Origin of the sequence: Piscibacillus salipiscarius (genome assembly GCF_042685285.1) — a bacterium.
Lineage (GTDB): Bacteria > Bacillota > Bacilli > Bacillales > Alkalibacillaceae > Piscibacillus > Piscibacillus salipiscarius.
Genome location: NZ_JBHUMZ010000052.1, coordinates 37678 through 63481 on the forward strand (window position 1 = coordinate 37678; position 25804 = coordinate 63481).

Annotated in this window: 28 protein-coding genes and 1 riboswitch; of the genes, 23 read left to right on the forward strand and 5 right to left on the reverse strand. The window is 38.3% G+C overall.

Annotated features, from left to right (window positions below):
- Positions 1–373 precede the first annotated feature (373 nt).
- The 10 genes from ACFSW4_RS15150 (at position 374) to ACFSW4_RS15195 (ending at position 10905) form a co-directional block, all read left to right on the forward strand.
- Complete coding sequence (locus ACFSW4_RS15150; RefSeq protein WP_377330313.1) at positions 374–907, forward strand: glycerol-3-phosphate responsive antiterminator; 534 nt, start codon at positions 374–376, stop codon at positions 905–907.
- A gap of 262 nt (positions 908–1169) precedes the next feature.
- Complete coding sequence (locus ACFSW4_RS15155; protein ID WP_377330315.1) at positions 1170–3188, forward strand: alpha/beta fold hydrolase; 2019 nt, start codon at positions 1170–1172, stop codon at positions 3186–3188.
- 63 nt (positions 3189–3251) lie between these two features.
- Positions 3252–4742 (forward strand): glycerol kinase GlpK, encoded by a 1491-nt coding sequence (glpK, locus tag ACFSW4_RS15160; RefSeq protein ID WP_377330317.1) that lies wholly within the window; start codon positions 3252–3254, stop codon positions 4740–4742.
- A gap of 168 nt (positions 4743–4910) precedes the next feature.
- Positions 4911–6551, forward strand: coding sequence for a glycerol-3-phosphate dehydrogenase/oxidase (locus ACFSW4_RS15165; RefSeq protein WP_377330319.1), 1641 nt, complete (start codon positions 4911–4913; stop codon positions 6549–6551).
- Positions 6552–6628: 77 nt separating this feature from the next.
- On the forward strand, positions 6629–7744 hold the full coding sequence (locus tag ACFSW4_RS15170; protein WP_054753327.1) for an MBL fold metallo-hydrolase: 1116 nt from the start codon (positions 6629–6631) through the stop codon (positions 7742–7744).
- Positions 7745–7881: 137 nt separating this feature from the next.
- Positions 7882–8361, forward strand: coding sequence for a GNAT family N-acetyltransferase (locus tag ACFSW4_RS15175; protein WP_054753325.1), 480 nt, complete (start codon positions 7882–7884; stop codon positions 8359–8361).
- Between the two features lie 53 nt (positions 8362–8414).
- A complete protein-coding gene (locus ACFSW4_RS15180; protein WP_054753323.1) occupies positions 8415–8675 on the forward strand; it encodes a hypothetical protein in 261 nt (86 codons plus the stop codon).
- Positions 8676–8955: 280 nt separating this feature from the next.
- Positions 8956–9453, forward strand: coding sequence for a hypothetical protein (locus ACFSW4_RS15185; protein WP_377330321.1), 498 nt, complete (start codon positions 8956–8958; stop codon positions 9451–9453).
- A 21-nt stretch (positions 9454–9474) separates the two neighbouring features.
- Positions 9475–10350 (forward strand): phosphotransferase family protein, encoded by an 876-nt coding sequence (locus ACFSW4_RS15190; RefSeq protein ID WP_054753314.1) that lies wholly within the window; start codon positions 9475–9477, stop codon positions 10348–10350.
- A 72-nt stretch (positions 10351–10422) separates the two neighbouring features.
- Entirely contained in the window at positions 10423–10905 is a 483-nt protein-coding gene (locus ACFSW4_RS15195; RefSeq protein ID WP_054753312.1) for a GyrI-like domain-containing protein, read from the forward strand.
- A gap of 717 nt (positions 10906–11622) precedes the next feature.
- On the opposite strand, the gene ACFSW4_RS15200 is transcribed toward ACFSW4_RS15195, so the two are convergent.
- Positions 11623–12339, reverse strand: coding sequence for a GNAT family N-acetyltransferase (locus ACFSW4_RS15200; RefSeq protein ID WP_377330324.1), 717 nt, complete (start codon positions 12337–12339; stop codon positions 11623–11625).
- Positions 12340–12472: 133 nt separating this feature from the next.
- Here ACFSW4_RS15200 and ACFSW4_RS15205 point away from each other — a divergent pair, with 133 nt between their 5' ends.
- From ACFSW4_RS15205 to ACFSW4_RS15220, 4 genes are read left to right on the forward strand one after another with little or no spacing between them, the layout of a single operon-like run.
- Positions 12473–13705 (forward strand): MFS transporter, encoded by a 1233-nt coding sequence (locus ACFSW4_RS15205; RefSeq protein ID WP_377330326.1) that lies wholly within the window; start codon positions 12473–12475, stop codon positions 13703–13705.
- Positions 13705–14151 (forward strand): NUDIX domain-containing protein, encoded by a 447-nt coding sequence (locus ACFSW4_RS15210; protein ID WP_377330414.1) that lies wholly within the window; start codon positions 13705–13707, stop codon positions 14149–14151. Before ACFSW4_RS15205 ends, ACFSW4_RS15210 begins: the two co-directional genes overlap by 1 nt.
- 19 nt (positions 14152–14170) lie before the next feature.
- Positions 14171–14461: a hypothetical protein gene (locus ACFSW4_RS15215; RefSeq protein ID WP_377330328.1), complete on the forward strand. Its 291-nt coding sequence runs from the start codon at positions 14171–14173 to the stop codon at positions 14459–14461.
- A complete protein-coding gene (locus ACFSW4_RS15220) occupies positions 14458–14664 on the forward strand; it encodes a hypothetical protein (RefSeq protein WP_054753300.1) in 207 nt (68 codons plus the stop codon). Before ACFSW4_RS15215 ends, ACFSW4_RS15220 begins: the two co-directional genes overlap by 4 nt.
- Before the next feature lie 92 nt (positions 14665–14756).
- Here the strand turns inward: ACFSW4_RS15220 and ACFSW4_RS15225 are convergent, their stop codons facing one another.
- Complete coding sequence (locus ACFSW4_RS15225; RefSeq protein ID WP_377330330.1) at positions 14757–15464, reverse strand: DUF421 domain-containing protein; 708 nt, start codon at positions 15462–15464, stop codon at positions 14757–14759.
- A gap of 206 nt (positions 15465–15670) precedes the next feature.
- Between ACFSW4_RS15225 and ACFSW4_RS15230 the strand changes: the two genes are divergently transcribed.
- From ACFSW4_RS15230 to ACFSW4_RS15250, 5 genes are all read left to right on the forward strand, one after another.
- Positions 15671–16198, forward strand: a complete 528-nt coding sequence (locus ACFSW4_RS15230; RefSeq protein ID WP_377330416.1) for a GNAT family N-acetyltransferase — start codon at positions 15671–15673, stop codon at positions 16196–16198.
- Positions 16199–16334: 136 nt separating this feature from the next.
- Entirely contained in the window at positions 16335–16784 is a 450-nt protein-coding gene (locus ACFSW4_RS15235) for a DUF2243 domain-containing protein (protein ID WP_377330332.1), read from the forward strand.
- On the forward strand, positions 16777–17337 hold the full coding sequence (locus tag ACFSW4_RS15240) for a DUF1541 domain-containing protein (RefSeq protein WP_377330334.1): 561 nt from the start codon (positions 16777–16779) through the stop codon (positions 17335–17337). Before ACFSW4_RS15235 ends, ACFSW4_RS15240 begins: the two co-directional genes overlap by 8 nt.
- 100 nt (positions 17338–17437) lie before the next feature.
- A riboswitch (purine riboswitch) is annotated at positions 17438–17539 on the forward strand.
- Between the two features lie 133 nt (positions 17540–17672).
- The gene (locus ACFSW4_RS15245) at positions 17673–18263 is read left to right on the forward strand and encodes a xanthine phosphoribosyltransferase (RefSeq protein WP_054753293.1); all 591 of its coding nucleotides are present in this window, start codon (positions 17673–17675) and stop codon (positions 18261–18263) included.
- Positions 18264–18266: 3 nt separating this feature from the next.
- Complete coding sequence (locus ACFSW4_RS15250) at positions 18267–19784, forward strand: NCS2 family permease (protein WP_377330336.1); 1518 nt, start codon at positions 18267–18269, stop codon at positions 19782–19784.
- A 110-nt stretch (positions 19785–19894) separates the two neighbouring features.
- Here the strand turns inward: ACFSW4_RS15250 and ACFSW4_RS15255 are convergent, their stop codons facing one another.
- Positions 19895–20647, reverse strand: a complete 753-nt coding sequence (locus ACFSW4_RS15255) for an exodeoxyribonuclease III (RefSeq protein WP_377330338.1) — start codon at positions 20645–20647, stop codon at positions 19895–19897.
- A 210-nt stretch (positions 20648–20857) separates the two neighbouring features.
- Here ACFSW4_RS15255 and ACFSW4_RS15260 point away from each other — a divergent pair, with 210 nt between their 5' ends.
- Genes ACFSW4_RS15260 through ACFSW4_RS15275 form a run of 4 tightly spaced genes read left to right on the forward strand, consistent with a single transcriptional unit; the run spans position 20858 to position 23920 of the window.
- Positions 20858–21235: a GntR family transcriptional regulator gene (locus ACFSW4_RS15260; RefSeq protein ID WP_054753291.1), complete on the forward strand. Its 378-nt coding sequence runs from the start codon at positions 20858–20860 to the stop codon at positions 21233–21235.
- Positions 21228–21914, forward strand: coding sequence for an ABC transporter ATP-binding protein (locus tag ACFSW4_RS15265; RefSeq protein ID WP_054753289.1), 687 nt, complete (start codon positions 21228–21230; stop codon positions 21912–21914). Before ACFSW4_RS15260 ends, ACFSW4_RS15265 begins: the two co-directional genes overlap by 8 nt.
- Positions 21911–22747 (forward strand): hypothetical protein, encoded by an 837-nt coding sequence (locus ACFSW4_RS15270; protein ID WP_377330340.1) that lies wholly within the window; start codon positions 21911–21913, stop codon positions 22745–22747. Before ACFSW4_RS15265 ends, ACFSW4_RS15270 begins: the two co-directional genes overlap by 4 nt.
- Positions 22748–22759: 12 nt before the next feature.
- Entirely contained in the window at positions 22760–23920 is a 1161-nt protein-coding gene (locus tag ACFSW4_RS15275; protein ID WP_377330342.1) for a hypothetical protein, read from the forward strand.
- Positions 23921–23950: 30 nt separating this feature from the next.
- Here the strand turns inward: ACFSW4_RS15275 and ACFSW4_RS15280 are convergent, their stop codons facing one another.
- Together ACFSW4_RS15280 and ACFSW4_RS15285 are read right to left on the reverse strand one after the other, a co-directional pair.
- A complete protein-coding gene (locus ACFSW4_RS15280) occupies positions 23951–24139 on the reverse strand; it encodes a hypothetical protein (RefSeq protein WP_054753279.1) in 189 nt (62 codons plus the stop codon).
- Between the two features lie 355 nt (positions 24140–24494).
- On the reverse strand, positions 24495–25763 hold the full coding sequence (locus ACFSW4_RS15285) for a BaiN/RdsA family NAD(P)/FAD-dependent oxidoreductase (RefSeq protein WP_377330344.1): 1269 nt from the start codon (positions 25761–25763) through the stop codon (positions 24495–24497).
- Positions 25764–25804: the final 41 nt, after the last annotated feature.

A 25804-nucleotide genomic window follows, 5' to 3' on the forward strand; every position in this document is an offset into this window, starting at 1 on the left:
ACCTCTATGATAGGTGAAATGAAAAGTAGGGTTTCATATTATGACTTTTGGGTCTTGTACACTTAATTTAATGGCAAAGCTATTCCTGCAAAACGGTGGGCATAAAACAATCAGTTCTAACTGACTTTAATTGCCTAAAATCGGAAAGCCCATCGCTCCTATTTTTTGCTCACCAATATTCCTCCTATTTTTGAAGGTATTTTCTGAAAGTTTATCAGAGGTGAAGAGTTATGGACAATTATTAGGCCAGGCTTAAGAGTGTTATATTAATGTTTGATTTTGTTTGATAGGTTTAAAGGTTATTATTCTTTCTGCACTCATAAATTTGTGTTAGTATAATGGTCTTATAAATTTTTTGTCTTGGGGTGATTGAATGAACAATTGTGTTATTCCAGCTCTACGCAATATGAAAGATTTTGAGAAAGTTCTTAAGACTGATCATGAATTAATTATTTTCCTTGAGACGCGATTATCTCAAGTCGAAAATATTGTTAAGTATGCTAAAAAGTATAAGAAAAAAGTTATTATGCATGCGGATTTAATTCAAGGTTTAAAAGGTGATGAATACGGTCTTGAGTATTTAGTTCATAATGTGAAGATAGATGGAATTATATCTACTAAAGCAAATGCAGTATCCTTTGCTAAAAAACGTAATATTATCGGGATTCAGCGGTTATTTGCGTTAGATAGTCATGCGCTCGATCACAATCTGAATGTATGTAAGAAGATACAACCGGATTATATAGAAGTTTTGCCTGGTATTGTTCCAGGTGTGATGAAGGAAATTAATGAGAAAACAGGGATTAAAGTGATCGCTGGTGGTCTGATTCGAACAGATGATGATGTTGACAACGCAGTTAAAAATGGTGCTTATGCGGTAACCACTTCTAATAGAGAGCTTTGGTAATTTATGAGATTTTAAAATACCTGGGAATTATAAAAAGTATTCATAAAATTGACAACGCTTTCAAAACAATTTATACTATTTATAAAGTTAATATTTTGTGAAGAGATTGGAGACACATTTAAATTCTTTGGGATGCCAAAGTTATTTTAATGTGTCTTTTTTTAATCTTTAAACCTTAAGGTAACTGCACTAAGGAGGTGTATCTATTTAGGTTACTATTAGTTATTTGTTCTAAGATTATTAAATTTTAGGGGGAGATTAAATGAGTAAATTTAAGAAACCAAGTATATTGTTAGTCATTTCTTTATTGATTGTTTTTATTGGAAGTTTTATAGCTTATCTGTTTAATAGTTCAAACGGGGATGTAGATGTATCCCGAATTTATTTTGAAACTGAAAGAGGCGAGCTTTCTGGATTACTATATAAGCCAGATGGAGCAGACGATGAAGCTAAGCCTACACTTGTAACAACTCATGGATATTTAAACTCTGCTGAAATGCAGGATGCTCAAGCTATCGAAATGTCCAAAAGAGGTTATGTTGTTTTAGCGTTAGACCAATATGATCATGGTCATTCAACAGGAACGATGGAGAAACCTGTTCCATTCTTTTCCTTCTGGCCAAATGCTATACATGATGCTGTACAATACATGTACGAACAAGATTATGTATTAAAAGATGAAGAGGGTAACGGTATTATTGCTGTTTCTGGCCACTCTATGGGTGGTTTCTCTTCCACACATGCCGTTATGTTAGATGAAATGCAGTATGAAGAGACTGGTATACGTAAGATTTATGCGTCCTTGACCATGGGTTCAGATTATCAGTGGTTAAACGCTATGGACTATACGGATAAAGAAATCAATAGCTTTTACGGACCACGCACATCTGGAAAAGTTGCAGGGCAGTATGATGAATTTTTCTTTGATGCAAAAGCAGCTACTAGTGGAAAAACCGTTGTGAAAAAAGATTATGTTAGTACAAAAGAAGGTAAAGGGTTTTTAGGTAATCCAGAAAATCCTGAGGCCGGTAAGGTTTACGAAGTTGATGGCGGAGAAAGAATTATTTATCAGCCCAATGAAATACATCCTTGGAATCATTTCTCAAAAGAATCAACAGGTTATGCAATAGACTTCTACGATATGGCGTTTGCTGACTTTAGTGATCGGGTTCAAATCGGTGAAGATGGTCAGACGTGGATGTTTAAGGAGTATGCATCATTTATTGCTTTAATTGGCTTCTTTATGTTGTTTATTCCAGTCATCTTATTATTATCAAAGCTACCATTCTTCAGAAACATTTTTACAACGAAGCCAGCTCCATTACCTGAGCCTAAGACTGATGGTGGGAAGCTTGCTAACTATATAATTATCATTCTAGGTGCCCTATTCCCAGCACTGTTTTTCTCAGCTTTATATGGGCAAGATTTCTATGGAATGCGTTTATTAAGGCAAATCAGTATGATCACGATTTCTTTCTCTGGTCTGGCATTGATTTATTCGCTAGTGAAAAATGTTGATAAACGTATTAAAACAGGTTCGGCTGTCATGGTAGTTTTAGGTGTAGTTCAGTACATTTTCTTAAGAAGTCAGAGTGATTTTATTAAAGTCTCTGAATTCTTTGGAGGACCTACAGTTAATCCAATTGTCTACTGGGCAATTAACGTGGCGCTAGTTATTTTAATGGTTATGGTCGCTCATCACTTTGTATCTAAGAAGCCTGAAAGTGCGACGGTTGAAAACTATGGTATCAAAGCTAGCTTCAAAACAATCATTTCTGCTTTAGTTACTGCAATAGTAGCAGTTGTGGTTGGTTATGCTGTTCTTTACTTAATCGATGCTATATTTAAAGTTGATTTCCGTTTATGGACGTTTGCAGTTAAGACTTTTGAAGGTCAACATGTCTTAGCTTTACTAAAATATGCACCACTATTCTTTATTTACTTCTTTATTGTCGGTATTTCAGTCAATGTTAATACCGCAAGTGAGAAGTATGATGGTATAAAGGGCTACATTATTGCGATTTTACACTTCATTGGAGGTTTAGTGCTATATCTTGTCTATCATTATGGATTATTATTTATGAATGGTACGGCAGGTTACTCAGGTGAATCACTATCTTCTATTCTAGTAATTGGTCTTGTACCAGTTTTATTAATCGCAGCTATCTTTAACCGTTATCTATTCAGAAAAACAGGTAATGTTTATGTTGGTGCATTCTTAAACACTATTCTTATGACGATGATTACGGTTGCAAATACTGCATTGTATACGATTTTATAATTTATTCTGGCGAAATAACTGCTCACAGCATATGACACTTGAGAAATAAGGGAGGAATTTCGATTGGAACAATATATTCTAGCACTCGACCAAGGTACCACTAGCTCAAGAGCGATCTTATTTAACAAAAACGGTGAGATTGTCGACATAGCACAACAAGAATTCGAGCAGTTTTTCCCTAAGCCAGGTTGGGTAGAGCATGATGCGAATGAAATTTGGAATTCAATTACGAATTGTATGGCAGAAGTAATTCGGAAGGCAGAGATTGTTCCTTCTCAAATAGCAAGTATCGGCATTACCAATCAGAGAGAGACAACAGTCGTTTGGGACAGACGTACGGGTAATCCGATTTATAGAGCAATCGTTTGGCAATCAAGGCAAACGGAGGATATCTGTCATGACCTTAGAGAACAAGGTTATCAAGATCTTTTCAATAGAAAGACTGGGTTATTACTAGATCCATATTTTTCAGGTACTAAAGTTAAATGGATTTTAGATCATGTAGATGGAGCTCGTGAAAAAGCCGGAAATGGAGACTTACTATTTGGAACGATTGATTCTTGGCTCGTTTATAAATTGACTGGTGGAGAACAGCATGTGACAGACTACTCTAATGCTTCCAGAACGTTAATGTTTAATATTTATGATTTGGATTGGGATGACGAGTTGTTAGATATATTGTCTGTTCCTAGAAATATGTTGCCTGAAGTACGGCAGTCTTCTGAAGTATATGGGCATACGGTCGATTATCATTTCTTTGGCTATAGTGTTCCTATTTCTGGAATAGCTGGAGATCAACAAGCAGCACTATTTGGTCAGGCTTGTTTTGAAAAAGGTATGGTAAAGAACACATATGGTACAGGTTGTTTCATGTTAATGAACACGGGTGACGAAGTCGTTCAGTCTAAACATGGTTTACTAACAACATTAGCCTGGGGAATAAATGGTAAAGTTGAATATGCACTTGAAGGAAGCATTTTTGTGGCAGGTTCAGCTATTCAATGGTTGCGTGACGGTATGCGAATGATAAATCAGACATCTGATAGTGAGGGTTATGCGACGAGAATTGAATCGACAGAAGGTGTTTATTTTGTTCCGGCTTTTGTGGGCTTAGGAACACCATATTGGGATAGTGATGCTAGAGGTGCTGTGTTTGGATTAACGCGAGGTACAACAAAAGAACATTTTATTCGTGCCACACTCGAATCTTTGGCTTATCAAACTAGAGATGTGATAGATGCGATGGTATCTGACTCTGGTATTGACTTGGAAACGCTTCGTGTTGATGGTGGTGCGGTTAAGAATGATTTCCTCATGCAATTTCAGAGTGATATCTTAGGTGTTCCAGTTGATCGGCCAGTTGTCAATGAAACAACGGCTTTAGGGGCAGCGTTTTTAGCTGGGCTAGCAGTCGGATACTGGAGCGAAAAAGAAGAAATTGCTAAACAATGGAAAGTTAAGCAAACGTTTAGGGAAAAGTTAGCTGAAGAACAACGTGAAATGTTGTATAACGGTTGGCGTAAAGCTGTAAATGCAACACGCGAATTTAAATAATGTTTATTAACTTTAAGCATTTTCCACAATGTGGTATACTAATGATAAGTTAATATTTTGGGACAGAGACTTTGAGAGACCACTGTAATCTATTTCTTGTTAGATAGATTTGCTTTGTGGTCTCTTTTTTTGCTTTTATAAGATTTCGAACTAGAAAGGACCGATTGTATGGAGTTTACAAACTTAAACAGATCTGCCATTAAAAATACTTTTCAAAGTGATTCTTTAGACTTACTTGTTATTGGTGGTGGTATTACAGGTGCTGGTATTGCTTTAGATGCGGCTGATCGAGGGTTAAAAGTTGGTGTTGTGGAAATGCAAGATTTTGCGGCTGGAACTTCGAGTAGATCGACTAAACTTGTTCATGGTGGTTTACGTTATTTAAAGCAATTTGAGATTGGAGTTGTAGCTGAAGTTGGAAAAGAGCGTGAAATTGTTTATGAAAACGGCCCACATGTCACTACACCAGAGTGGATGTTACTTCCGTTTTATAAAGGTGGGAATTTTGGTCCATTTACGACTAATGTTGGGTTAAAAGTCTATGATTTCCTAGCTGGTGTTAAGAAAAGTGAAAGACGAAAAATGTTAAAACCTTATGAAGTGAGTGATATGGAACCACTTTTAAAGTCTGAGGGATTGAAAGGTGGAGGTTACTATGTTGAATATAAAACTGACGATGCTCGTTTAACGTTAGAAGTTATGAAAAAGGCAGTTGAACAAGGTGCCTTAGCACTAAACTATATGAAGGTGACAGACTTAATCTATGAAGGTAATAATGTCAGTGGGGTTATCTGTGAAGACATGATAGATGGTTCTGTACAAAAAATTAAAGCAAGGAAGGTTGTAAATGCAACTGGTCCATGGGTTGATAATTTAAGAGAAATGGATGGATCTAAGAAAGGTAAAACTTTGCAATTAACGAAAGGTATTCATTTAGTGTTTGACAGTCGGCATTTTCCATTAAAACAGGCCGTTTATTTTGATTCACCAGATGGCCGAATGATATTCGCTATTCCGAGAGATGGAAAGGCTTACGTGGGAACAACCGATACAACATATCAAGGGGATATAGCTCAACCTAAAATGACAGTTGACGATTGTAATTATATTATAGAATCTATCAATCACATGTTTCCTGAGGTGAATATTTCATTTGATGATGTTGAATCAAGTTGGGCTGGTATTAGACCTTTAATTCATGAGGAAGGAAAGTCTCCTTCTGAAATATCTAGGAAAGATGAAATTTTTGAGTCGGATTCAGGATTTATTTCCATTGCTGGTGGCAAATTAACAGGTTACCGTAAAATGGCGGAGAATATTGTAGATTTAGTTACAAAACAGCTTTATGAGGAGTTTGGATTAACCTTCCCGAAATCACAAACGAAGCATATTCCAATATCTGGAGGGGATGTTAATGGTTCTAAAGGGTTTGAATCATTTTTACAAGATCGAATTAAAAAAGGAGTTGAATGTGGTTTGGATAAGTCTGTAGCTAGAAAGCTTGTCTATCGTTATGGTACGAATGTCGATGAAGTTTTTAACAATATGAAAAATACTGATACGGACTTAGATCCTGTTGTTTATGCGTGTTTAAGGTATGCTATCGACCATGAGCAGGCGTATAAACCAGTGGACTTTTTTGTAAGACGGACCGGTGCATTATTTTTCGAAATTAATTGGGTGCTTGAACATAAAATGCAAGTATTAGCATTTATGAGAAATGAATTTAATTGGACTCAAGAGCAGACTAATATGTATCAAGAAGAGTTGGAACAATTAATTTATGAAGCCACAAATCCAGTGGCGTAATGAATCTTCGTTTGATTTCATACCTTTAGGGGGATGTTATAAATGGATGAAATTATTGATAAACGGAGGGATTCTAAATGTCTATTACAGTAAAAGAAGTGGCGCAGAAGATTTTAAACCATGAAGATGTGTTTATTTTAGACATTCGTAAAGAAGAAGATTTTAGTGATTGGGCCATTAATGGCAAGAACGTTAGTAGTGTAAACGTTCCATTTAAGAAGTTAGAACAGGATTTTGATGAGGTGAAAGATCAGTTTCCAGCAGATCAGCCGGTTTATGTAGTGTGCGCAAAAGGGATTTCGTCGCAGAAGGCGGTGGACTTTTTACATGAAAAAGGGTTAACGGAAGCAACCTATGTTGAAGGCGGCATGACGGCTTGGAGTGAACATTTAGAGCCGGTTAAAGTAGGGAACCTATCAGATGGCGGTGAGCTGTATCAGTTCATCCGAATCGGGAAAGGCTGCCTGTCATACATGGTCATCGCAAATGGTGAAGCAGCTGTCATTGATCCCGTAAGAATGACCGATACGTTCAAGTCATTTGCGGATGAGAAGAAGGTGTCGATTCAATATGTCTTTGACACCCACCTTCACGCCGATCATATTTCGGGCGGGAGAACGCTCGCAAGTGAAGCGGGTGCTGATTATTATTTTCCGTCTAAAGAGGATGAAGGCGTCTCATTTGAATATAAAGACGTTCAAGACGGAACGACGGTTAAAGTCGGTAATTCTGTTGAGATTTCGGCCTTTTATTCACCAGGCCATACGATCGGAAGCACGAGCTATATCGTTGATGAGCAGTATCTACTCACTGGCGATATCTTATTTATCGAATCGATTGGCCGCCCAGACCTTGCGGGTAAGGCAGATGCATGGGTAAGCGACCTTCGCGATACGCTTTATGAACGGTATAAGAAGCTTGCGGATGATCTGGTGGTATTACCTGCTCATTTCGGGGAAATGAAAGAGATTAATGACGATGGCACGGTTAAAGATACGATTAAAAATATTTACGAAAAGAATGATCGCCTTCAGGTTGACAGTGAAGAAGAATTTAAAAGTCTTGTGACTGATAATCTTCCGCCTCAGCCAAATAGCCATGAGGAAATTCGCAAAACGAACATGGGTCAGAAAAATCCAGAAGAAGTTGAACGCCGCGAGATGGAAGTTGGACCAAATCGTTGTGCGGTGTAAGGAGAATAATTTTGAAGCACGTGGATTCTAGTTTAGAGTCCACGTGCTTTATTTTTATCTTATAAATGATTAGAAAATTATGTTAATATAAGTGTAAAGTCAAATTTATTTTAGGTCGATTAATTAGGAGGGGCTTTATGTACCAAGTTTCACTCAGGGATATTCAAGAAGATGACCTGCCGATTTTCTTTGAACATCAGAAGGATCCTGTCTCTAGTCACATGGCTGCGTTCACTTCTAAAGACCCAACGGACTGGGGTTTATTTTCGAATCACTGGAATCGTATTTTAACGGACAACAACATCATTAAGAAAAGCATTATTCACGAGAATCAGATAGTAGGTCATGTGATTAGTTTTGAGATGTTCGGTGACCGCGAAGTGACTTATTGGATTAACCGTGAGGACTGGGGAAAAGGTATAGCGACAGTTGCGCTTAAACAGTTCTTGAATTTAGATCCAACACGCCCATTATACGCCCGAGCCGCAAAAGATAATATCGGTTCTAGGCGAGTGCTTGAAAAATGTGGATTTACTATTATAGATGAAGATAGTGGATTTGCGAACGCTCGTGATATGGAAGTTGAAGAGTTTGTTTTTATATTAAAGCATCAATAAATTTACTAGGAAACACAATAATAGATTAACCAATGAAATAGGAGCGAAAATACATGAAAAACTACAGTTTGATTTCTACCACGTGCTTAGGATTATTTATTGTTTTATTCTCATTAATGATTAATAACGTTTCTTTCGGTTCATTTGGCAAGGTCGTCATCATTTCAATGTGCTTACTACCACTGTTAGGAACTATATTTGGCTTAAAAAGTAAAAAGGGTATAAGCAAATGGCTTTTAATCATTTTAAACATAAGTGCATTAATCACAATGTTATACATTCTTGTGCTTGGTTTTGGAATGGGTGAAGTATAAAAAGTAATAAATATTAATTACGTTTTAATGAGTTAGTTGAGAAGCGGAGGAGTTATGATGGTTAAAAAACCTTTTATGCTATCGCTACTTATAGGCTTGGTTGCTTTCTCTTTGACATATTTGGTGACTTATATTATTAACTCTTCCCACCCCTTTTGGGCGAGTATGTTAATAGGTCTTCTCATCTTCGAATTATGTTACTATTATTATTTCCATAAAACTAAGAAACAAGATGAATTTTAATTAACATTAGTATTTGGACATCTGAGGTGATTACATTTTGTTAAAAAGAACTAACTTAATTTACATAATAGGATTGATCTTGATAGTTTCTTTCCTTGTTAGCTGTGAAAATAGTGAAGAAGTCATTAAAAATAATTACTACCTGTCCTTATCTGGCGAAAGTAAAAATTGGGAAGTCGATTCATACGAAGTCGTAATTAAGCCGGATACGTTTAGTGCGGGCAATGGTAAGTTAACGATGAAAAATGATAAAGAAGTAACGTCACATTTTTTTAGCATTAAAGTTCATGCGGTGATCAATGGACGTGACGAAGTTGTTCAAGGAAAGTCAGTAACTGTGACTGGTGGTGAGGAAAATATCGCTCAAACATCGATTGGAACCATTGAAGGTGGAACCTATTTTAAGGAAAATGGTGATCCCATCACGCTTAAAGATGTTAGTGACATCTACATGATTATTCAGTGGCAAGATGGCAACCAAGACATGGAAGAAAGAGTCGACTTATATAATCAAAAAGAGAAGTTTAGCTTTTAATTTTAAAGGATGTATAGCCCAATGACTCATAAACATATCAAAACGATTCAGAAACACTATCCAGAGTTACATATTGAGGATTACTACATAAATGACATCGGTCAAAATAATGATGTCTTAATTGTGAATGATTCCTTAGTATTTAGGTTTCCAAAATATCAAGACGGCATTGATCAACTACGAACCGAAACTAAAATTTTGAACTATATTAAAGACAAAGTTTTACTCGCGATCCCAAATCCAATCTATTATTCTTTTGATAAGTTAGAGCCAGGCGACGTTTTTACTGGTTATGAACTCATTGAAGGCGAACCATTGTGGAAGAGTCAATTTGAATCGATTAAGAACAGTGAACAGGTTCAGGCTCTAGCTGATAATCTCGTTTCGTTTTTAATAGAATTACATTCAATTTCAATAGGTCGAGTCAGGCAAGAGTTGAATTTAATTGTGAATAATCCTTTTGAGCAAATGAATCAATTATACGAAAAGATCCGGCTTAAATTATTTCCGTACATAAGGGATGAGGCTCAAAAGGAAATCTCTCATTCGTTTGAAACATTTCTTAAAGGCGAGAGTTTTAAGGCTGCAGACCTATCCCTTATCCATGGCGATTTCGGTGCATCTAATATTTTGTGGAACCCGGAAGTCAGTAGAATATCGGGGGTTATAGATTTTGGCGGATCTGGTTTAGGAGACCCGGCTTATGATTTCGCGGGTATACTTTCTAGCTACGGAGAAGAATTTTATCAATTGTGTCTTAAGAAATATCCAGATAGTGATCTTTTAGACAAACGAGTAAAGTTTTACAGAAGTACTTTTGCGTTGCAGGAAGCTTTGCATGGGATTGAAAATAATGATCAAGAGGCGTTTGAGAGTGGAATAAAATATTATAGATAAATTATAGGAAGCAAAATTGTCCATTTTCCGGTATATAAACATTTGATAAAAAAGTTAAAGGAGATTAATAGAATGGAAAATAAAACTACACCTATTACGTTTCATGGCATAAAAGAAATTGAAGAAAAGAAACTAGTCGGATTTCGTGTTGTCTGTAATGATATGGCAGGTTACGGAGAAAAGATTCCTAAAGCTTCAATGTTATTAGAGCAGCGTAAGGGCGAAATCAAACATCTGGTTGAACCAGTGAAATTAATAGGTGCTTTCATGGCTGCTGAGTCAACTGAGGATGAAGATGGGTACTGGGTTTGCTTCGAAGTGAATGATTTTGAAGATCTCCCAGAAGGAATGGTCAGTCTGATTGTACCAAAACAAAAGTATGCCGTATTAAATTTTAAAGGGCATGCTTCAGAGATATTTCATGTCTACTCTCATTTACATAACTGGATTGACGAAAATGGGTATCAGAGAAAGCCGAATAAGTGGACATTAGAGATCTATAACAGTTGGTCAGGCAAGGAAGATAACGTAGATTTGTGTGACCCGGTTTATTAGAATTTTTGGAGGTACACTATGGATTGATTTTAAGACTTATACTGGTAATGATGATGATCATAACGATGTACATAATTGAACTAAATTATCCCATGAGGATTGATTTAAATGCGTTAGTTCTTATACTATTTACTTGGCTTTTTCTGATAGTTGAGGCCTATCATGATCTTCGTGTTAATAACCATTTTAAAGTGAAGTTAGCAATAAGTTTTGGTGTCATAACCGTGGCATTCATTTATGTTTCTTGGTCAGTCATGTACAGTTAAAAAAACGAGCCGATATTTCGAGCTCGTTTTTTTCTTGACGTTTAAATGGGAAAATTTGACGTTAAAATTCAAAAACTTGACGATAGTTTTGAAAAACTTACCGTATCTTCAATACTCAACCCGGCTTTTTCTCTTGATTCATCGCTATCACAAAAATCATTAGTATGATACGGTGCCACCCACTCCCCAGAAGAATGCCCCTGTTATAACGAGTAAAATTCCCTTTTTTCTGTTCATGATGCTTCTCCACCTTAACTAAAATCTTAGAGGTAGTTTGAGAAACCTGCAGGTAAATTTCGAAAACCTGCCGATAATTTTCGAAAACGTGCAGGTAAATCTCAAAAACATGACGATAAAACTCAAAAACCTGCAGGTAAAATTAAAAACATGACGATAAATCCCGAAAACGTTCAGGTAATTTTAAAAGTTGATATATCAATAACTTGACCAGTTACGTTTTATACTCCAGCGTCAACACGCGGTGGTCTTCCACGCAACCATTAGCTTGCATGGTTTTCCTCATAGGTAGGTTTTCGACTTCAGTTGCGCCTAGATATGTTTTGGCTTTAAAATCTGCACGCAACCTTTCAAGGCCGATGAGGTGTAAATGGTTACCGAGCCCTTTTCCACGGTGTTTTGGGTGAATGCCAATCCAAAATAGTCGCCCTTCTTGATCGCGACCTGGCTCCAAATGGGGAAGGACGACTCCAATTGGTTCAGAATTGATTTTATAAACGGTGAACATGTTTTGGTACTGAGATGGCAGTTCGACCATCATGCTTTTTAGGAACTTCTTTGTGACTTTCACACTTCTCCCCATCACTTCAGATAAGAATGAAATCGAATTTTCGTCAGTGGGCGACCAAATCTCGTAATCTAGTGGCGCGCTCTCCAAAGGTGTTTCTAATGAACGTTGATAGATCACTCTTTCGCCTTTCATACCCATCTGTTTGCCAACAAGTTTTAGTTGATTTAAATATTCTCTTGGGCATACTAGCAAGACTTTCTTAAACTCCGTACCTTTGATGCATGAATTCAAATGGTCGATTGTCTCATTGACTAGGTCTAACTGTGTTACGTCTTCAAGTATCTCTAAGATGATTGCTTCATTGCTGATTAAACTGTGTACACCGAGCTTTTTTAGTTGATGGAGTATGGATTGAATCATAGTTAGTCCTCACTTGTCTTAAATTAAAACTATTGTAACATGCAGATGTTTATATGTGTTTGTAATTTTTTGAAAATTGTAGTACCATTTCCTTGACTAATTTATTCCATATTATAGAAACGAAGGTCATAGAATGGTTTTATATCACTTATATAAAAAATATCCTGCCTATGGGTTGTTACAAGTTGCATCAATCATAACTATTTTAACAAACTGGGCAGCTTTTCTGGCAATGCTCGTGTTGCTTGATCGCCTTACTGAAAGTGGTCTAGCATTTGGTTCCTTATGGGCTGTGAGTGGGTTGATTCCACTTGTTTTAGGCTATTTTTCAGGTGTATGGATTGATCGGTTAAATGTTAAGCGGTTGATTGTAGCGACAGAGGTTACGGCTGCCATTGGGTTTGGATTCTTTTTAGTCATGTTTAGTACGCCAGGTGACTGGCAGTGGGTTGTGTTTTTAGTTGCGAGATTGTTCATTCTATTATCTGGTAACATCAATGGAACCTGCGTTCAAACGGTGATTCCGGATATTGTTGAAAAGGATGATTTAGTTAAGGCAAATTCGTTTAGCTTTTCGCTTAATAATGTGTTGAGGCTGACTGGGGCTTCGCTAGGCGGGGTGCTGCTAGCTGTTTCAAGTTTAGAGTTTGTGTTTCTATTAAATGTGATCACGTGCCTGGTGGCTGCGCTATTAAGCTATCAAGCGACCAAATATTTTCAGTTCCCAGAGAAGACGGCATCACGTAAAAACTATTTACTAGAGTTTAAAGAAGGAATCACTCAGATCAACGTGAATAAATGGGTACTGTCAGTGGTCGTGGCCGCGATTTTCTCAGGAATAATTATCGGGACGTTTAATCTGATGCTTCAACAGTTCACCTCTGATGTTTACCATGAAGAAGATTACATATTGAGTTATTTATATGTCGCGCATGGGGTTGTGGCATTCATCGTGGCTTATACACTTGCGAGGCGGAACTTTTTGTTTAAAAATCGTGTGTATTATGGTCTGAACTATATGTTGTTCGGCTTGATTTGGATGTGTTTCGGGCTGACGTCGAACTATATTCAAGGGATGATCGTGTTAATTCTGTTTGGGATTGTTGGGGCGTTCAGTGGACCTTATGAACGAACGACAATGCAACATGAAGTGCCGGACCATATGAGAGGGCGAATCTTTGCGACTTGGCAAACGACTTACTCGTTATCGATTCAGCTAGGCGCCTTTTTATCAGGTGTCATTATTACCTTATTCGGATTACGATGGGTACCGATTATTACTGGCATGATGGAAATCTTGCTTGGGGTCTTTATTGTCGTGTTGTCGATTAAAGTAGGGAAGAGGATTAATTATCAAGCGAGTTGATGAATGTGGATAAGCACAATGGATATAAATTTATTGATTTTTTATTTATAAAAGAAAGCGAAATGCATAACTATCATAGATTGGCAGGATCTTATGCTGTCATTAAATGTGATGGCAGATATCTATTATGTTATAACACCTTGAGAAAACAATGGGAACTGCCCGCGGGACGAAGGGAAGAGAATGAGTCGCCGAAAGATTGTGCGATTAGAGAGCTTTATGAAGAAACTGGTCAAAGCGTTTCAAGTATGACCTTTAAAGGATTATTAAAAATGATGAACGTAGCTACTAGAGAAGTTAAGTATAATCCCATTTATTTTACTACTCTTGATCAACTTCAACCATTTCAGGTAAATAAAGAAACATCTGAGATCTATTTGTGGGATTTAAAGAGTCAAGTTGGGTACATAGATGAGGTTGATATCAAGATATTTGATTATTTATAAATGTAGAAAGGATTTGAATATGGAATTTACATATATTATTTGGATTGCGCTATGCACTTTAGGGGTTATTTCCGGTATTTATATTATTGTCCAAGAAAAAAGGAAGGGTGCTAAAGTTTCCAGAGTGAAAAGAGACCTACAAGCTTCAATCTTCTTTACTGTTGTCATGTTTTTGACTGCGGCTGTGGCTTATGTAGGAACAGATATTACATCAGTATCTTTAATTCCATTCGTCTTCTTTATCATGGGGTTATTTATGATTATTATAAACTTATGGAAAAGGCGTAAAACAAAGGCGGAATATCTATGACAAATTGGGCTTCTCAAGCATTCACAACTGAAGATCGGCTTAGAGTTGCGAATCAAATACTAGATGTCTTAAAAGAAAAGTATAAAGAGTCATTAATCGCAGTTGCGATTGAAGGGTCGACGGCTAAAGGGTTAGATGCACCTGAGTCAGACCTTGAGCTGAGAGTTCTGTTAGATACAAAATATGATTATCACTGGATCTAGATGAAATCAATCTTGCCGTTGGTGCTCTTTGGCAGTCTTTAGTGAGTTGGGCGCACCGTGAGTATGGAATTGATCTAAATGATGATGGTCTGTTAATGGTATAAGAAAATATTCACGTTTTCATTTTCGTCTATGGTGGCAAGTAAAATATCTTTTAGCTGTACATTGCCGTAAGTTGTGTTGATTTTGTTTAATAACCAGGTTTGATCTTTTCCGAATTTATTTAGCTCATTATAGTCAATTTCTTTTTCTCGAATGACGGTTCTTGGCATTTGGAATGGCTGAATAGGTGTATTAAGAGTCGTTGGTGTTAAGGGTTGGTAACCAGATTTTAAGAAAACAGAGACTTCTCCGCTTGGTTCCCAAATAGCGAGTGCCACTTTGTTAATGTCTTCGGTTTGCTTTTTACGTAGCTCAGACAGTAAAACATCCAAAGAAATGCGGGCTTTTCTTATGTTTTTATATATAATTTGACCATTCTCGATGACTGGTAGCGGATCTGGGATAAACAGTTTTCTTGTTTTATGCGAACGTAAACTAAATAGAATGCCAATTAAGTAAAGGACTAGGATGGACCCCATGGTAATCATTGAACCTTTTAATCCTAGGCCTTCATCTGATAAGGGGTGGGCGATAATGTTTCCGATTAATAAGACAATGACGAAATCAAGCAGGCCAACCTGCGAGAGTGATCGCTGACCCATGAGTTTGGCTACGACGATAAAGAACGTAAAGCCTACGAGTGCACGGAGTAACCATTGAACAAATGTCAGAGATTCTTGTGAACTGAAAAATTCCATCTTTTCGTCACCCTTGCCATAAATTTACTCGCTTAGTTTGACCATAATTGTTGTTAATATGTTTTGGTTGGAATAAAAGATAGAGGGATATTTAAGGGAGATGCTTGAAAAGAACCAAGATGAATAAATTGTGGTGGTTAAACCAAAAGGAGTCTTGTTCAAAAAGAATCTGTTGCAAGAAGAATTAAAGGGAGGAACTTTCAATGCTGTTTAATGGAGTAAGAGTTCGTCTACGAAAAATGTCCAGTGATGATGTTTCTACTTACCATGAGTGGAGAAACGATTTAGAGGTTATGCATTTCACAAACTCCACATTAGATGTTTATACGTATGCAGACACTGAGAATTTATTTGAACAAATAACTGAATCCAATAACTCAAAAATATATATAATAGAAGAAGTTGAAGGTAATAAACCAATTGGAGTCACGTCACTTATTAATATTGATTATGTAAACCGTAACGCTGAATGTAATATAAGCCTCGGGGATAAAAATTACTGGGGTAAAGGTTTAGGGCAGGAAGCTTTTCGGCTATTATTGAATTTTGCATTCAAAGAATTGAACTTACACAAAGTGTATTTAAGGGTTTTTTCTTACAATAAAGGGGCAATTAAGTTATATCAAAAACTTGGTTTTTATGAAGAAGGAGAATTAAAAGAACATTTTTATCGGGATGGTTCTTGGCATAATGTCATTTTCATGGGCCTATTTAAAAGAAATTATAAACAGTGAGAAGTCTATTTTTTTCAACGTAATTCACCCTCAAGTTTTATTAAGTAATTATAGCTCAAATAACATTCCCAACTTGTATTTATTTGTTAATTAATGGCTATCCTTTTAAGGATGAAAAACTGAAAGGATGGTTGACATGACTAAAGAAAATAAAAATTTATTTGTAGCGGGCTTTATTTTGGGTTTAGGAATTTTAGGTGCGATTGATGGCGTTGTGTTCCACCAACTACTTCAGTGGCACCATATGATATTAAGTCCTAATATCAAGGTAGAAATTTTTACAGACGGATTGTTTACGGCTGCTTTTTCGGCGCTGATGGTTTGGGGTGCGATTAAAATTTTTCGTGATGCGAGGAAGCATGAGCTGGGTCATAACGGGAATATATTTTTGAGTGGAATTTTGATTGGTGGCGGTGTGTTTAATCTAGTTGAAGGAATTATTGATCATCACATTTTGCAGTTACATAGAGTTAGACCAATGGCGGAAAATCCACTTATGTATGACTTAGCTTTTTTAGCTTCTGGTGTCATACTTATTTTAATTGGTTATTGGCTGAAAAATCAGGGGCAGAAGGCGCATGACTAAGAAAGATGTACTTATCATTTTTGTGCTTTTTGCTGGCTTTTTTATTTTTTATGTGAATCAAAATCCTCATGTTGGTGTATTAAGTGGGGATGAAATGGCGATGCATCATCTTGATATGGTGTATGAGGGATCGTATGAGGTTCCGGATGGGTTGAAGGTTGCTGAGAATCCGACTTATCCTATTGGGAGTCAGGCATTGAGTCGGGCTGATCATATGGATGGGATGATGGATGGGGTTGAAGTAACCATTGTTGGGACGTATGAGACAATTGCTTACGCGACGACCTATACGTCAACGAACACTGGTATGCGGGTGGAAGAGCATAAGTGGGTGGTGCATGAGGAGCTCGTGGATGTTTCGGCTGGCGCTTTGAAGGACGGCGCGGAAGTTTTAACTCGTGCGCAGCATATGAAAGGGATGAACGATGCGGTACATACAATCGATTATTCCACGCCGACGACGGTTTACATGGTCGATTTTGAACTCCCTAATGGTACGAAGGTGACGAATCATAAGTGGGTTGTCGAGGAAGAACTGGAACCATTATATTAGAACACGTACATAAGACCTCGTTTTCTAAAGTTTGTTCGTTTTTTTAGAAAATGGGGTTTTATTTTTGGTCGAATTAATATATAATCACAATCATACACGAACAACTTAATAAATTAACGCTTGTATAATAGTGGGAATATGGCCCACGAGTTTCTACCAAGTTACCGTAAATGACTTGACTACAAGCGATTTTCATTATACGAACATACAAGTCTCTAGTCTTGTATGGTGTCTTGCATACTTTTTTATTAAGACAAGTCGAATGTGATGAATCGCTTATAGTCATGGGTGATTCTTGGCATTCGGCTTTTTTTATATTTAAGGGAGGCATTGACATGGAACAACTACGGAAAGCAATTGAGGAGAGAGGGTCTGTGTTATCAGATCGCGTGATTAAAGTGGATGAATTTTTGAACCATCAGATTGATACGGACTTGATGGTGGAGATTGGTCGTGAGTTTATTAAACGGTTTCAAGATGCTGGCATCACGAAGGTGTTAACGATTGAAACATCAGGCATTGCGCCGAGCTTTATGGCTGCTCATGAGCTTGGGGTGCCGCTCGTGTTTGCCCGTAAGAAAAAGTCATTAACGATGAGGGACCATCTTTACACGAGTCAAGTTTACTCGTATACGAAAGAGGAGACGAACCAGATTACGGTGTCGAAGGATTTTCTGAAGTCGGATGATCGAGTTCTCATTATAGATGATATTTTAGCAAACGGGGAGGCCGCGCTTGGGTTGGTGGACGTGATTGAACAGTCCAAAGCGAGCATTGTCGGGATTGGGTTTGTGATCGAGAAGTCGTTCCAGGACGGGCGACAGAAGATTGAAGAGACGGGTTATCAAGTGGAGTCTTTAGCACGTATTCAATCACTTGAAGGCTCGAGCGTGACATTTTTAGATGAAATAAAAGAGGAGGTTTAAGCTATGAATCAAACGGTTAACTATCCATGGTTTAAAAAAGAAGATACGGATGCGTTTTTCGCGCTTTTTCAAAATAACCTCGCGAACTTCGTGATCATTGCGGTGACAATGCTCGGAATGGGATTTCCGGCTAGTATTGTGTTTGGAAAAGTGATTCCAGGTGCGGCGGTGGCTGTGATGGTTGGGAATTTATATTATGCGTATATGGCGAATCGTTTGGCGAAAAAAGAGGGCCGAACCGATGTCACTGCGATGTCTTATGGGATTAGCACACCTGTAATGTTTGTGTTTTTATTTGGTGTGACGGCACCAGCGCTTGCGCTAACAAATGATCCTGAGCTTGCGTGGAAAGTAGCAGTGGCGGCTGCGTTTTTAAGTGGACTTATTGAGGCTTTAGTGAGTTTTACAGGTAACTGGGTGCGTAAACAGATTCCAAGAGCGGCGATGCTTGGGGCTTTAGCGGGTGTTGCGCTAACGTTTATTGCAGGGGAAATGTTGTTTAATACGTTCTCGATTCCTGTGGTTGGGCTGGTGACGCTTGTCATTATCATTATTGGCGTGATTGGCAAGATTGCGATGCCATTTAATATTCCGCCAACGTTATTTGCGATCGTGATTGGAACGGTGTTGGCGTTAACACTTGGGTATCAATCGGCGGATAAAGTATCTGAAGGTCTTTCGAATGTTGGGTTTTACCCTATTTTACCTAGCTTAGCCGCATTTGATGGAATGAGTTTGTTGTTCACGGCATTAGTTGGCTTGTTAGCAGTGATTTTGCCGATAACGTTATACAATGCGATTGAAACGATGAACAATGTGGATGCCATGGCGGCAGCGGGTGATTCGTATGATGTACGAGAATGTCAGGCTGTTGATGGCGTTGGTACGATGTTAGGTGCTGTTTTTGGCGGATTGTTTCCAACGACGATTTATATTGCAACGGTTGCGTCTAAAGAAATGGGAGCTGGACGTGGATATAGTATTTTAAATGCAGTCGTGTTCGGACTTGCAGCTGTGACAGGTGTAATTGCGGCGTTGTCTGCTATTATCCCAATTGCCGCGGTTGCACCAATTCTAGTATTTGTTGGTCTATCAATGGTCGGGACGGCGTTTCAATCGAATGAGGCAAAATATTTTCCAGCAGTGGCAATTGCGATGCTTCCGTATTTTGCGAATTATGTAATGACGCGTTTTAACAATAGTGCTGGCGAGACGGTTGCGGGCATCTCAGAAGGTATCGTGCCGCTAGGGCAAGGTGCGATGTTTACCGCGATTATCTTAGGTGCGATCACGGTGTTTGTGATTGATCGTGAGTTTGTGAAGGCTGGGTTGTTTTCGTTGGTCGCTGCGGGGCTATCTTTTGCAGGCTTCATGCACGCACCTGAGCTAGCTCTCAATGCAGCTCCTCAGTATTCACTCGGTTACTTAATCGTTGCGGGGATGTTTGTGTACTGTGCTTTTCAGGAAGCAAGTGTGAAGGTGACGAAGAGAGAAACCGTTAAGCAAAGTGTCGCTTCATAAAGGAACTCCACGGCTCGGGCCGTGGAGTTTTTACTTTTAGGAGAGGCAATGTACCATGTATTTTGTTCAATGTCTCATAAACCGGGTAGCATGACCTGAGAAGATATTTTCTATAAATCTATCTCCATATAAATCGGACAGTGGTCGCTCCCCATGACCGTTGTATGGGCGTCGGAATCTATTAATTGATCCTGAAGACGTTCAGACACAATAAAGTAGTCTATCCTCCATCCGATATTTCGTTCTCGGACGGTTTTCATGTAGGACCACCAGGTGAAGATGTCGTCACGGTCGGGATGGAAGTGTCTTAATGTGTCGATAAACCCATTGTCTAGTAAGCGGCTCATTTTCTCGCGTTCTTCTTTAGTAAAACCAGAGTTACCATGATTGGTTTTGTCGTTTCGTACATCAATCGTTTCGTGCGCGACGTTCATATCGCCACATAAGATGACGGACTTGTCTTGATCGAGTCTATGAATATAGTCAAAAAACTCATCTTCCCACTCAAGACGGTGAGGGAGTCTTGCGAGTGTACGTTGTGAATTTGGTACATAGACCGTGACAAAATAGTAGTTTTCGAACTCAAGTGTGATGATGCGACCTTCTGGGTGTGAGTCTCCGTTCATGCCGTACGTGACCTTAATTGGCGTTTGTTTCGTAAAAACAGCCGTTCCTGCATAGCCTTTCTTCTCAGCATAATTCCAATATTTTTCGTAGCCTTCAAGCTCTAAATCTATTTGGCCTTCTTGTAATTTAATTTCTTGTACGGCAAAAATGTCCGCATCGACTTCATGAAAATAATCTAAAAAACCTTTTCGAACGGCAGCACGTAAGCCGTTAACGTTCCATGATACGAGTTTCATAGCGTGTTAATCTCCTCTCTAATTTCCGACCACCATTTTACCACACAAAATTTTTTTCGAAAAAGTGATTGACTTTTAAAGTGTATTAACCATATAATACAGTTATCGGTGTATTAAGCGCTTAATACATATTTTTTTGCGCAAGGTGTATTATGGTGTTAATACACTAACGATAGTAAGCTTACGTCAAGATCAACGGGAGTGTGTGAGATGAATATGCAATTCAACAATCGAGATCCCGTCTATGTGCAAGTAGTTCGTCATTTTAAGAATCAAATTGCGAAAGGGTTTCTAGAGCCTGGGCAAGCGATTCCTTCTAGGAGGGAGTTAGCTAACCAGATTAAGATTAACCCGAATACGGCACAGCGGGCTTATAAGGAAATGGAGGAAGAGGCTTTGATTAAGACAGAGAAGAATCAACCGAGTCGTGTGACCTCTGATGAGAAAGTATTACAGAATTTAAGAGAAGAGTTAGTCGGTCAGGCTGTCAATGATTTTGTGACGTCAGTCAAATCGATTAATGTGCCTCTTGATGATGCGCTAAATCTCGTCAAACGAAAGTATGAAAAGGGGGATTCCAATGATTGAAGTGAAGGATTTAGTTAAGAATTACGGGCGTAAAAAAGTGTTAGATGGCGTCAGTTTTACTGCCGATAAAGGTGAAATTACATGTTTAATTGGGGTCAATGGTGTTGGTAAAACGACGATCTTAAACTCCATTATGAAATTAACGCCATTTAAGGGTGAAATTTTAGTTGATGGTGAAAAGGTGAGAAAGAACACGTTTGAGAAAATCACATTTATACCAGATTCAACAACGATGATACCGAGCTTTACAATCGATGAAGCGATGGATTTTATGAACGACTATTATGAGGCGTGGAATCAAGGTCGCGCGGATGATCTGCTTAAGTTTTTTAACTTAAAACGAGAAGAAAAAATATCGAGCTTATCTAAAGGTAATACCGCAAAAGTGAACCTGTTACTCGGCCTTGCATTAGATGTGGATTACATATTAATGGATGAGCCATTTTCAGGAATTGATATTTTCAGCCGTGAACAGATTGCGGAAGTATTTACGACACATTTAATCGAAGATCGTGGCGTGATTATTACAACGCACGAGATTCATGATATTGAGCATTTAATTGATAAAGTTGTGTTATTAGATGAAGGTACGATCTATAAAGAGTTCAGTACTGAGGAAATACGTGAGACGGAAGGTAAATCCGTTGTTGATGTGATGCGGGAGGTGTACCGAGGATGAAGAAGTTTTTAAAATTAACGAATTTTGAATTCAACCGTGTGAGTAAGATGTTGTTTGTGTTAATGGGATTTGTGTTAGTTGTTCAGTTAATCGGTGTTGTTTATGAAGTTTTAAGTTATAAGAGCAGGTTGGATGGGCTGATTAAAGAGGCGCAGATGACGCAAGAGCAGGCGCTGAATCAAATCGGCGAGTTATCATTTGAAATGATTATGTACAATATGTTCTTCTCCGGACCGATTTTTATTTGTGTAGGTGCGATCTTGTTTTATATATTTTTAATTTGGTACCGTGATTGGTTTGGGAAAAATACGTTTATTTATCGGCTTTTAATGCTGCCGACAGAACGTCTTAATATTTTCTTATCGAAACTTGTGACGATTTTATTGGCCACACTAGCGTTAGTTGCTTTTCAATACTTTGCGTTATTAATTGAAAAGTCGCTGTTTGACTTAATGCTGCAGGAACAGTTTAGATCTGATGTGTCATTAAGAATGTTAATCGTAAGTAATCCGATGTTTAACTTAATTTTGCCTAAAAGTATTGATGGAATTGTCATTATGTATGGATTAGGTGCTGTTACCGTCACTACCACTTTTACCGGCATTATAATGGAGAGAAGCTTTCGTATTAAAGGAATTGCGCTGGCAGTAATTTACGTTATCTTGAACTTAGCTATTGTTTTTGCGCCGGGTATACTTAATTATGAACTAATGGACCGCGGATTCTTATATGAATCCGAAGTGTTAATGGTGACAGGTGTTTTGATTTTAATTTTGACAAGTATTTCAATTTTAATTAGCCGAAAATTATTGAACGACCGAATTCGGGTGTAAGGGGGAGAAGACATGAGGAAATATTGGAAAGTTGTTGCCATTTTAGCGTTAATCGTTGTTGGAGTGAGTACTTATTTAGTTCAAACGGCACTTGCAAGTCAAGACTTGCCGCGATTTGAAATTGAACATAAAAACGGAGATGAAAGTGTTGTTGAAGACGTTAGTTTCTCAGGGGCTTATGTTCAGCATAACATCCAAAATGTTTTTAGGTTTGATGGTGAAGAGACAGAATACAGCATTGAGTCTAGCTTTATTGAAGAGATGATTGGTTCTAAGGGTCCGGTTGAAGAAGAGCTTATTGAAAAATATCGCGACTTTATGAGAGGGAAGCCTTACTTATACAATAACTTTTACAATGGTGACGATGCGTTAGTGATTGTCGAAGAAGACTGGAACTATACAGGACAGTCTAGAGCCAAATTAAATGTATCTTATTTGAATAAGGAAACGGAAAAAGAGCTTGAGACCGTCATTAATGTAGAAAACGCACACTATGCCAACGTGATCGAAGTGCAGTATATGGACGGAAGAATCCATATTTATGTTAATTATGCCGAGCAGGAATCGAGAATTTTGAGAGAATTTATTTATGATGTAGAAGGCGAAGCGATTGTAAGTGACAAAAAAATCTTAGAGACAAAAGAACCAGAGGGTCAAGGATTTACTGAAATTAACAAGTTAACCGAATCTGTTACTTATCAGCCAACTCAATTTATGGTGATTAGAGCAACGGACGTGTTGTTAGAGGAAGGACTTAATGGGGATTTTCATGAAAAAGAACGTGATGAAGGACTTTATCGTTACGATATTAAAAACGGTGAACTCTCTGAATTAGATCTTCCTAGTGAAGAATACGGACATGCGAATCGTTTTGATGGTAAGTATCTTTATTTTGAACAGCCGACTGAGGGAGAACAACTATTGATTAAGCCTTATGATATAGTAGAAGAAAAATTTATTAATGACATTGAGCTTCATCCATCTGGCCAAAAGAACCACCAAATGACTTTTTCCTATGAGGTCTACGATCAGAAGCTTTACGTATTAAACGGTCTAAATCTAAAAGTTATTGATGTTGCGACGGGTGAAACTATTTATGAAGGTGAGATTGTAACAAAAGGAAATGTTGATTTAGATCAAGTTCGATTGGATACTATTATAAATTTTGATTAATAATTAAGCCCTCATCGTTGCGATGGGGGTTTATTTTTGATTAGAATTCAGCTGATCAGCTCTTCTTATACTTAAAAATGAAATAATAAATGACAGTACAACACAAAGTACCCAAAAGTTATTTTCGCTGACAGCGAGCACTACGCCAAGTGCGGCGGTTAATATAGATAAGATTAATCCTGCAACAGTCTTAACATCTTTTAAGGCAGCCCAATTCATATGATCACTCCACTATTTGTTTATTGTATTAAATGTACCATAAAAGAAGGATTTGCGCATCGGAGCGAACGGGTCTAAAAAGTTTTTAAATTAGAAGCTATTGCGCGCCCGGCCGTGAAAAAGCACTATCCTATCATCCTCAAGTGTTAGATAAATTCGTTTGAAGGGTAGATAAAATGGTGATTTTTACTCCGTCGACAAATTTCTGGGTAGATATATTCCGAAATGGGGTAGATAAACTCGGAAAAGGAGTAGATAAAAAGATTCAAAAAAGAAGCTTTTGCGCACCCAGCGCAAAAGCCTCTAATTATAATTCATTTGGTCACTTTTTCGCATTAGCGAAAAAGCATCTACATTAAGCCTTAACCTCACTCGCCCTCTGAGCGGCATGCAGTCCTGCGACGAAACCAGTTGAAAAGGCCGCAGTTATATTGAATCCACCTGTGTAGCCGTGGATGTCCAAAATCTCGCCGCAGAAGAACAAGCGATCCATGAGTTTAGACGCCATTTCGTTCGGAACGATTTCCTTAAGCGACACGCCACCTCCTGTGATAAAGGCCTTTTCAATCGATAGGGTTCCGTTGACTCTCATTTTAAAACCTTTCATCATGGCTGCTAAGTCCAGCACCTCTTTTTTCTTGAGGTGGTGGTACGTTGTGCTTGGGTCAAGTCCGATTTGTCCCATTAAAAATAACAAATATCTTTCAGGTACAAGGCCTTTCCACACTTGCTTCACCGACTTGTTCGGACTTTCTTTGGCCATCTTCATTAGTTTATCGGCGACGTTTTGCTCCCCTTCATCTGGAAAGCAGTCGATCGCGACATCAAGCGTATCAACTTTAAACTTTTTAAGTGCTTTAACAACGAACTGGCTGAGTCTTAAGGCGGCTGGTCCTGATAAGCCTTGGTGGGTAAATAAGATGTCCCATCTGTGAGCTTGAATAGGTTTGCCGTTTGGTTTCAGGGCTGTGACCTCAACGTCGTACAAAGAAATGCCTTGAAGTGTTTTATCTTTAATAAACGACTCGTTTGACGTCAAAGGCACTTCGGTCGGGTACAATTCAGTTATCGTATGGCCAGCTTTCTTCGCCCAGGCGTACCCTTGTCCTTCACTGCCTGTGTTCGGAACGGACTTTCCGCCAACCGCGATGACAACACACGATGTCTTGATTTTTTCATTTTCCAAAATAATCTCATGCGAATCATCACCGTAATGAACAGCTTCAACCTTCGTATTGAGCCTGGCCTCAACCCCGAGCACGTCTAACTGTTTTACCAGTGTGCTCACGACTGTTTTCGCGCTGTCGCTCACGGGGAACATGCGGCCTTTATCTTCTTCTTTAAGCTTCACGCCTAGCGATTCGAAGTACTCAATAATCGAAGAGTTGTTAAAAATGGAAAAGGTGCTGTATAAAAATTTCCCGTTCCCAGGAATGTGCGCGATTAACTCTTCATCAGGTAGCACGTTGGTCACATTACAACGACCACCCCCGCTAATCGCAAGCTTGCGCCCTAATTTATTCCCTTTTTCGATCAATAAAGTGTTGGCTCCGTTTCGGCCTGCGGTAATGGCTGCCATTAGTCCGGATGGGCCACCGCCAATTACGACTACATCATATGTCAATTTATTCAAGCCTTTCTGTATTAAAATTCGTCATATTTCTA

Excerpts from the sequence above, each read along its gene's own strand:
- ACFSW4_RS15150 (WP_377330313.1), top strand. The coding sequence starts at position 374 with ATGAACAATTGTGTTATTCCAGCTCTACGCAATATGAAAGATTTTGAG.
- ACFSW4_RS15155 (WP_377330315.1), top strand. The coding sequence starts at position 1,170 with ATGAGTAAATTTAAGAAACCAAGTATATTGTTAGTCATTTCTTTATTG.
- ACFSW4_RS15165 (WP_377330319.1), top strand. The coding sequence starts at position 4,911 with ATGGAGTTTACAAACTTAAACAGATCTGCCATTAAAAATACTTTTCAA.
- ACFSW4_RS15170 (WP_054753327.1), top strand. The coding sequence starts at position 6,629 with ATGTCTATTACAGTAAAAGAAGTGGCGCAGAAGATTTTAAACCATGAA.
- ACFSW4_RS15175 (WP_054753325.1), top strand. The coding sequence starts at position 7,882 with ATGTACCAAGTTTCACTCAGGGATATTCAAGAAGATGACCTGCCGATT.
- ACFSW4_RS15180 (WP_054753323.1), top strand. The coding sequence starts at position 8,415 with ATGAAAAACTACAGTTTGATTTCTACCACGTGCTTAGGATTATTTATT.
- ACFSW4_RS15190 (WP_054753314.1), top strand. The coding sequence starts at position 9,475 with ATGACTCATAAACATATCAAAACGATTCAGAAACACTATCCAGAGTTA.
- ACFSW4_RS15195 (WP_054753312.1), top strand. The coding sequence starts at position 10,423 with ATGGAAAATAAAACTACACCTATTACGTTTCATGGCATAAAAGAAATT.
- ACFSW4_RS15200 (WP_377330324.1), bottom strand. The coding sequence starts at position 12,339 with ATGATTCAATCCATACTCCATCAACTAAAAAAGCTCGGTGTACACAGT.
- ACFSW4_RS15205 (WP_377330326.1), top strand. The coding sequence starts at position 12,473 with ATGGTTTTATATCACTTATATAAAAAATATCCTGCCTATGGGTTGTTA.
- ACFSW4_RS15210 (WP_377330414.1), top strand. The coding sequence starts at position 13,705 with ATGAATGTGGATAAGCACAATGGATATAAATTTATTGATTTTTTATTT.
- ACFSW4_RS15215 (WP_377330328.1), top strand. The coding sequence starts at position 14,171 with ATGGAATTTACATATATTATTTGGATTGCGCTATGCACTTTAGGGGTT.
- ACFSW4_RS15220 (WP_054753300.1), top strand. The coding sequence starts at position 14,458 with ATGACAAATTGGGCTTCTCAAGCATTCACAACTGAAGATCGGCTTAGA.
- ACFSW4_RS15225 (WP_377330330.1), bottom strand. The coding sequence starts at position 15,464 with ATGGAATTTTTCAGTTCACAAGAATCTCTGACATTTGTTCAATGGTTA.
- ACFSW4_RS15235 (WP_377330332.1), top strand. The coding sequence starts at position 16,335 with ATGACTAAAGAAAATAAAAATTTATTTGTAGCGGGCTTTATTTTGGGT.
- ACFSW4_RS15240 (WP_377330334.1), top strand. The coding sequence starts at position 16,777 with ATGACTAAGAAAGATGTACTTATCATTTTTGTGCTTTTTGCTGGCTTT.
- ACFSW4_RS15245 (WP_054753293.1), top strand. The coding sequence starts at position 17,673 with ATGGAACAACTACGGAAAGCAATTGAGGAGAGAGGGTCTGTGTTATCA.
- ACFSW4_RS15250 (WP_377330336.1), top strand. The coding sequence starts at position 18,267 with ATGAATCAAACGGTTAACTATCCATGGTTTAAAAAAGAAGATACGGAT.
- ACFSW4_RS15255 (WP_377330338.1), bottom strand. The coding sequence starts at position 20,647 with ATGAAACTCGTATCATGGAACGTTAACGGCTTACGTGCTGCCGTTCGA.
- ACFSW4_RS15260 (WP_054753291.1), top strand. The coding sequence starts at position 20,858 with ATGAATATGCAATTCAACAATCGAGATCCCGTCTATGTGCAAGTAGTT.
- ACFSW4_RS15265 (WP_054753289.1), top strand. The coding sequence starts at position 21,228 with ATGATTGAAGTGAAGGATTTAGTTAAGAATTACGGGCGTAAAAAAGTG.
- ACFSW4_RS15270 (WP_377330340.1), top strand. The coding sequence starts at position 21,911 with ATGAAGAAGTTTTTAAAATTAACGAATTTTGAATTCAACCGTGTGAGT.
- ACFSW4_RS15275 (WP_377330342.1), top strand. The coding sequence starts at position 22,760 with ATGAGGAAATATTGGAAAGTTGTTGCCATTTTAGCGTTAATCGTTGTT.
- ACFSW4_RS15280 (WP_054753279.1), bottom strand. The coding sequence starts at position 24,139 with ATGAATTGGGCTGCCTTAAAAGATGTTAAGACTGTTGCAGGATTAATC.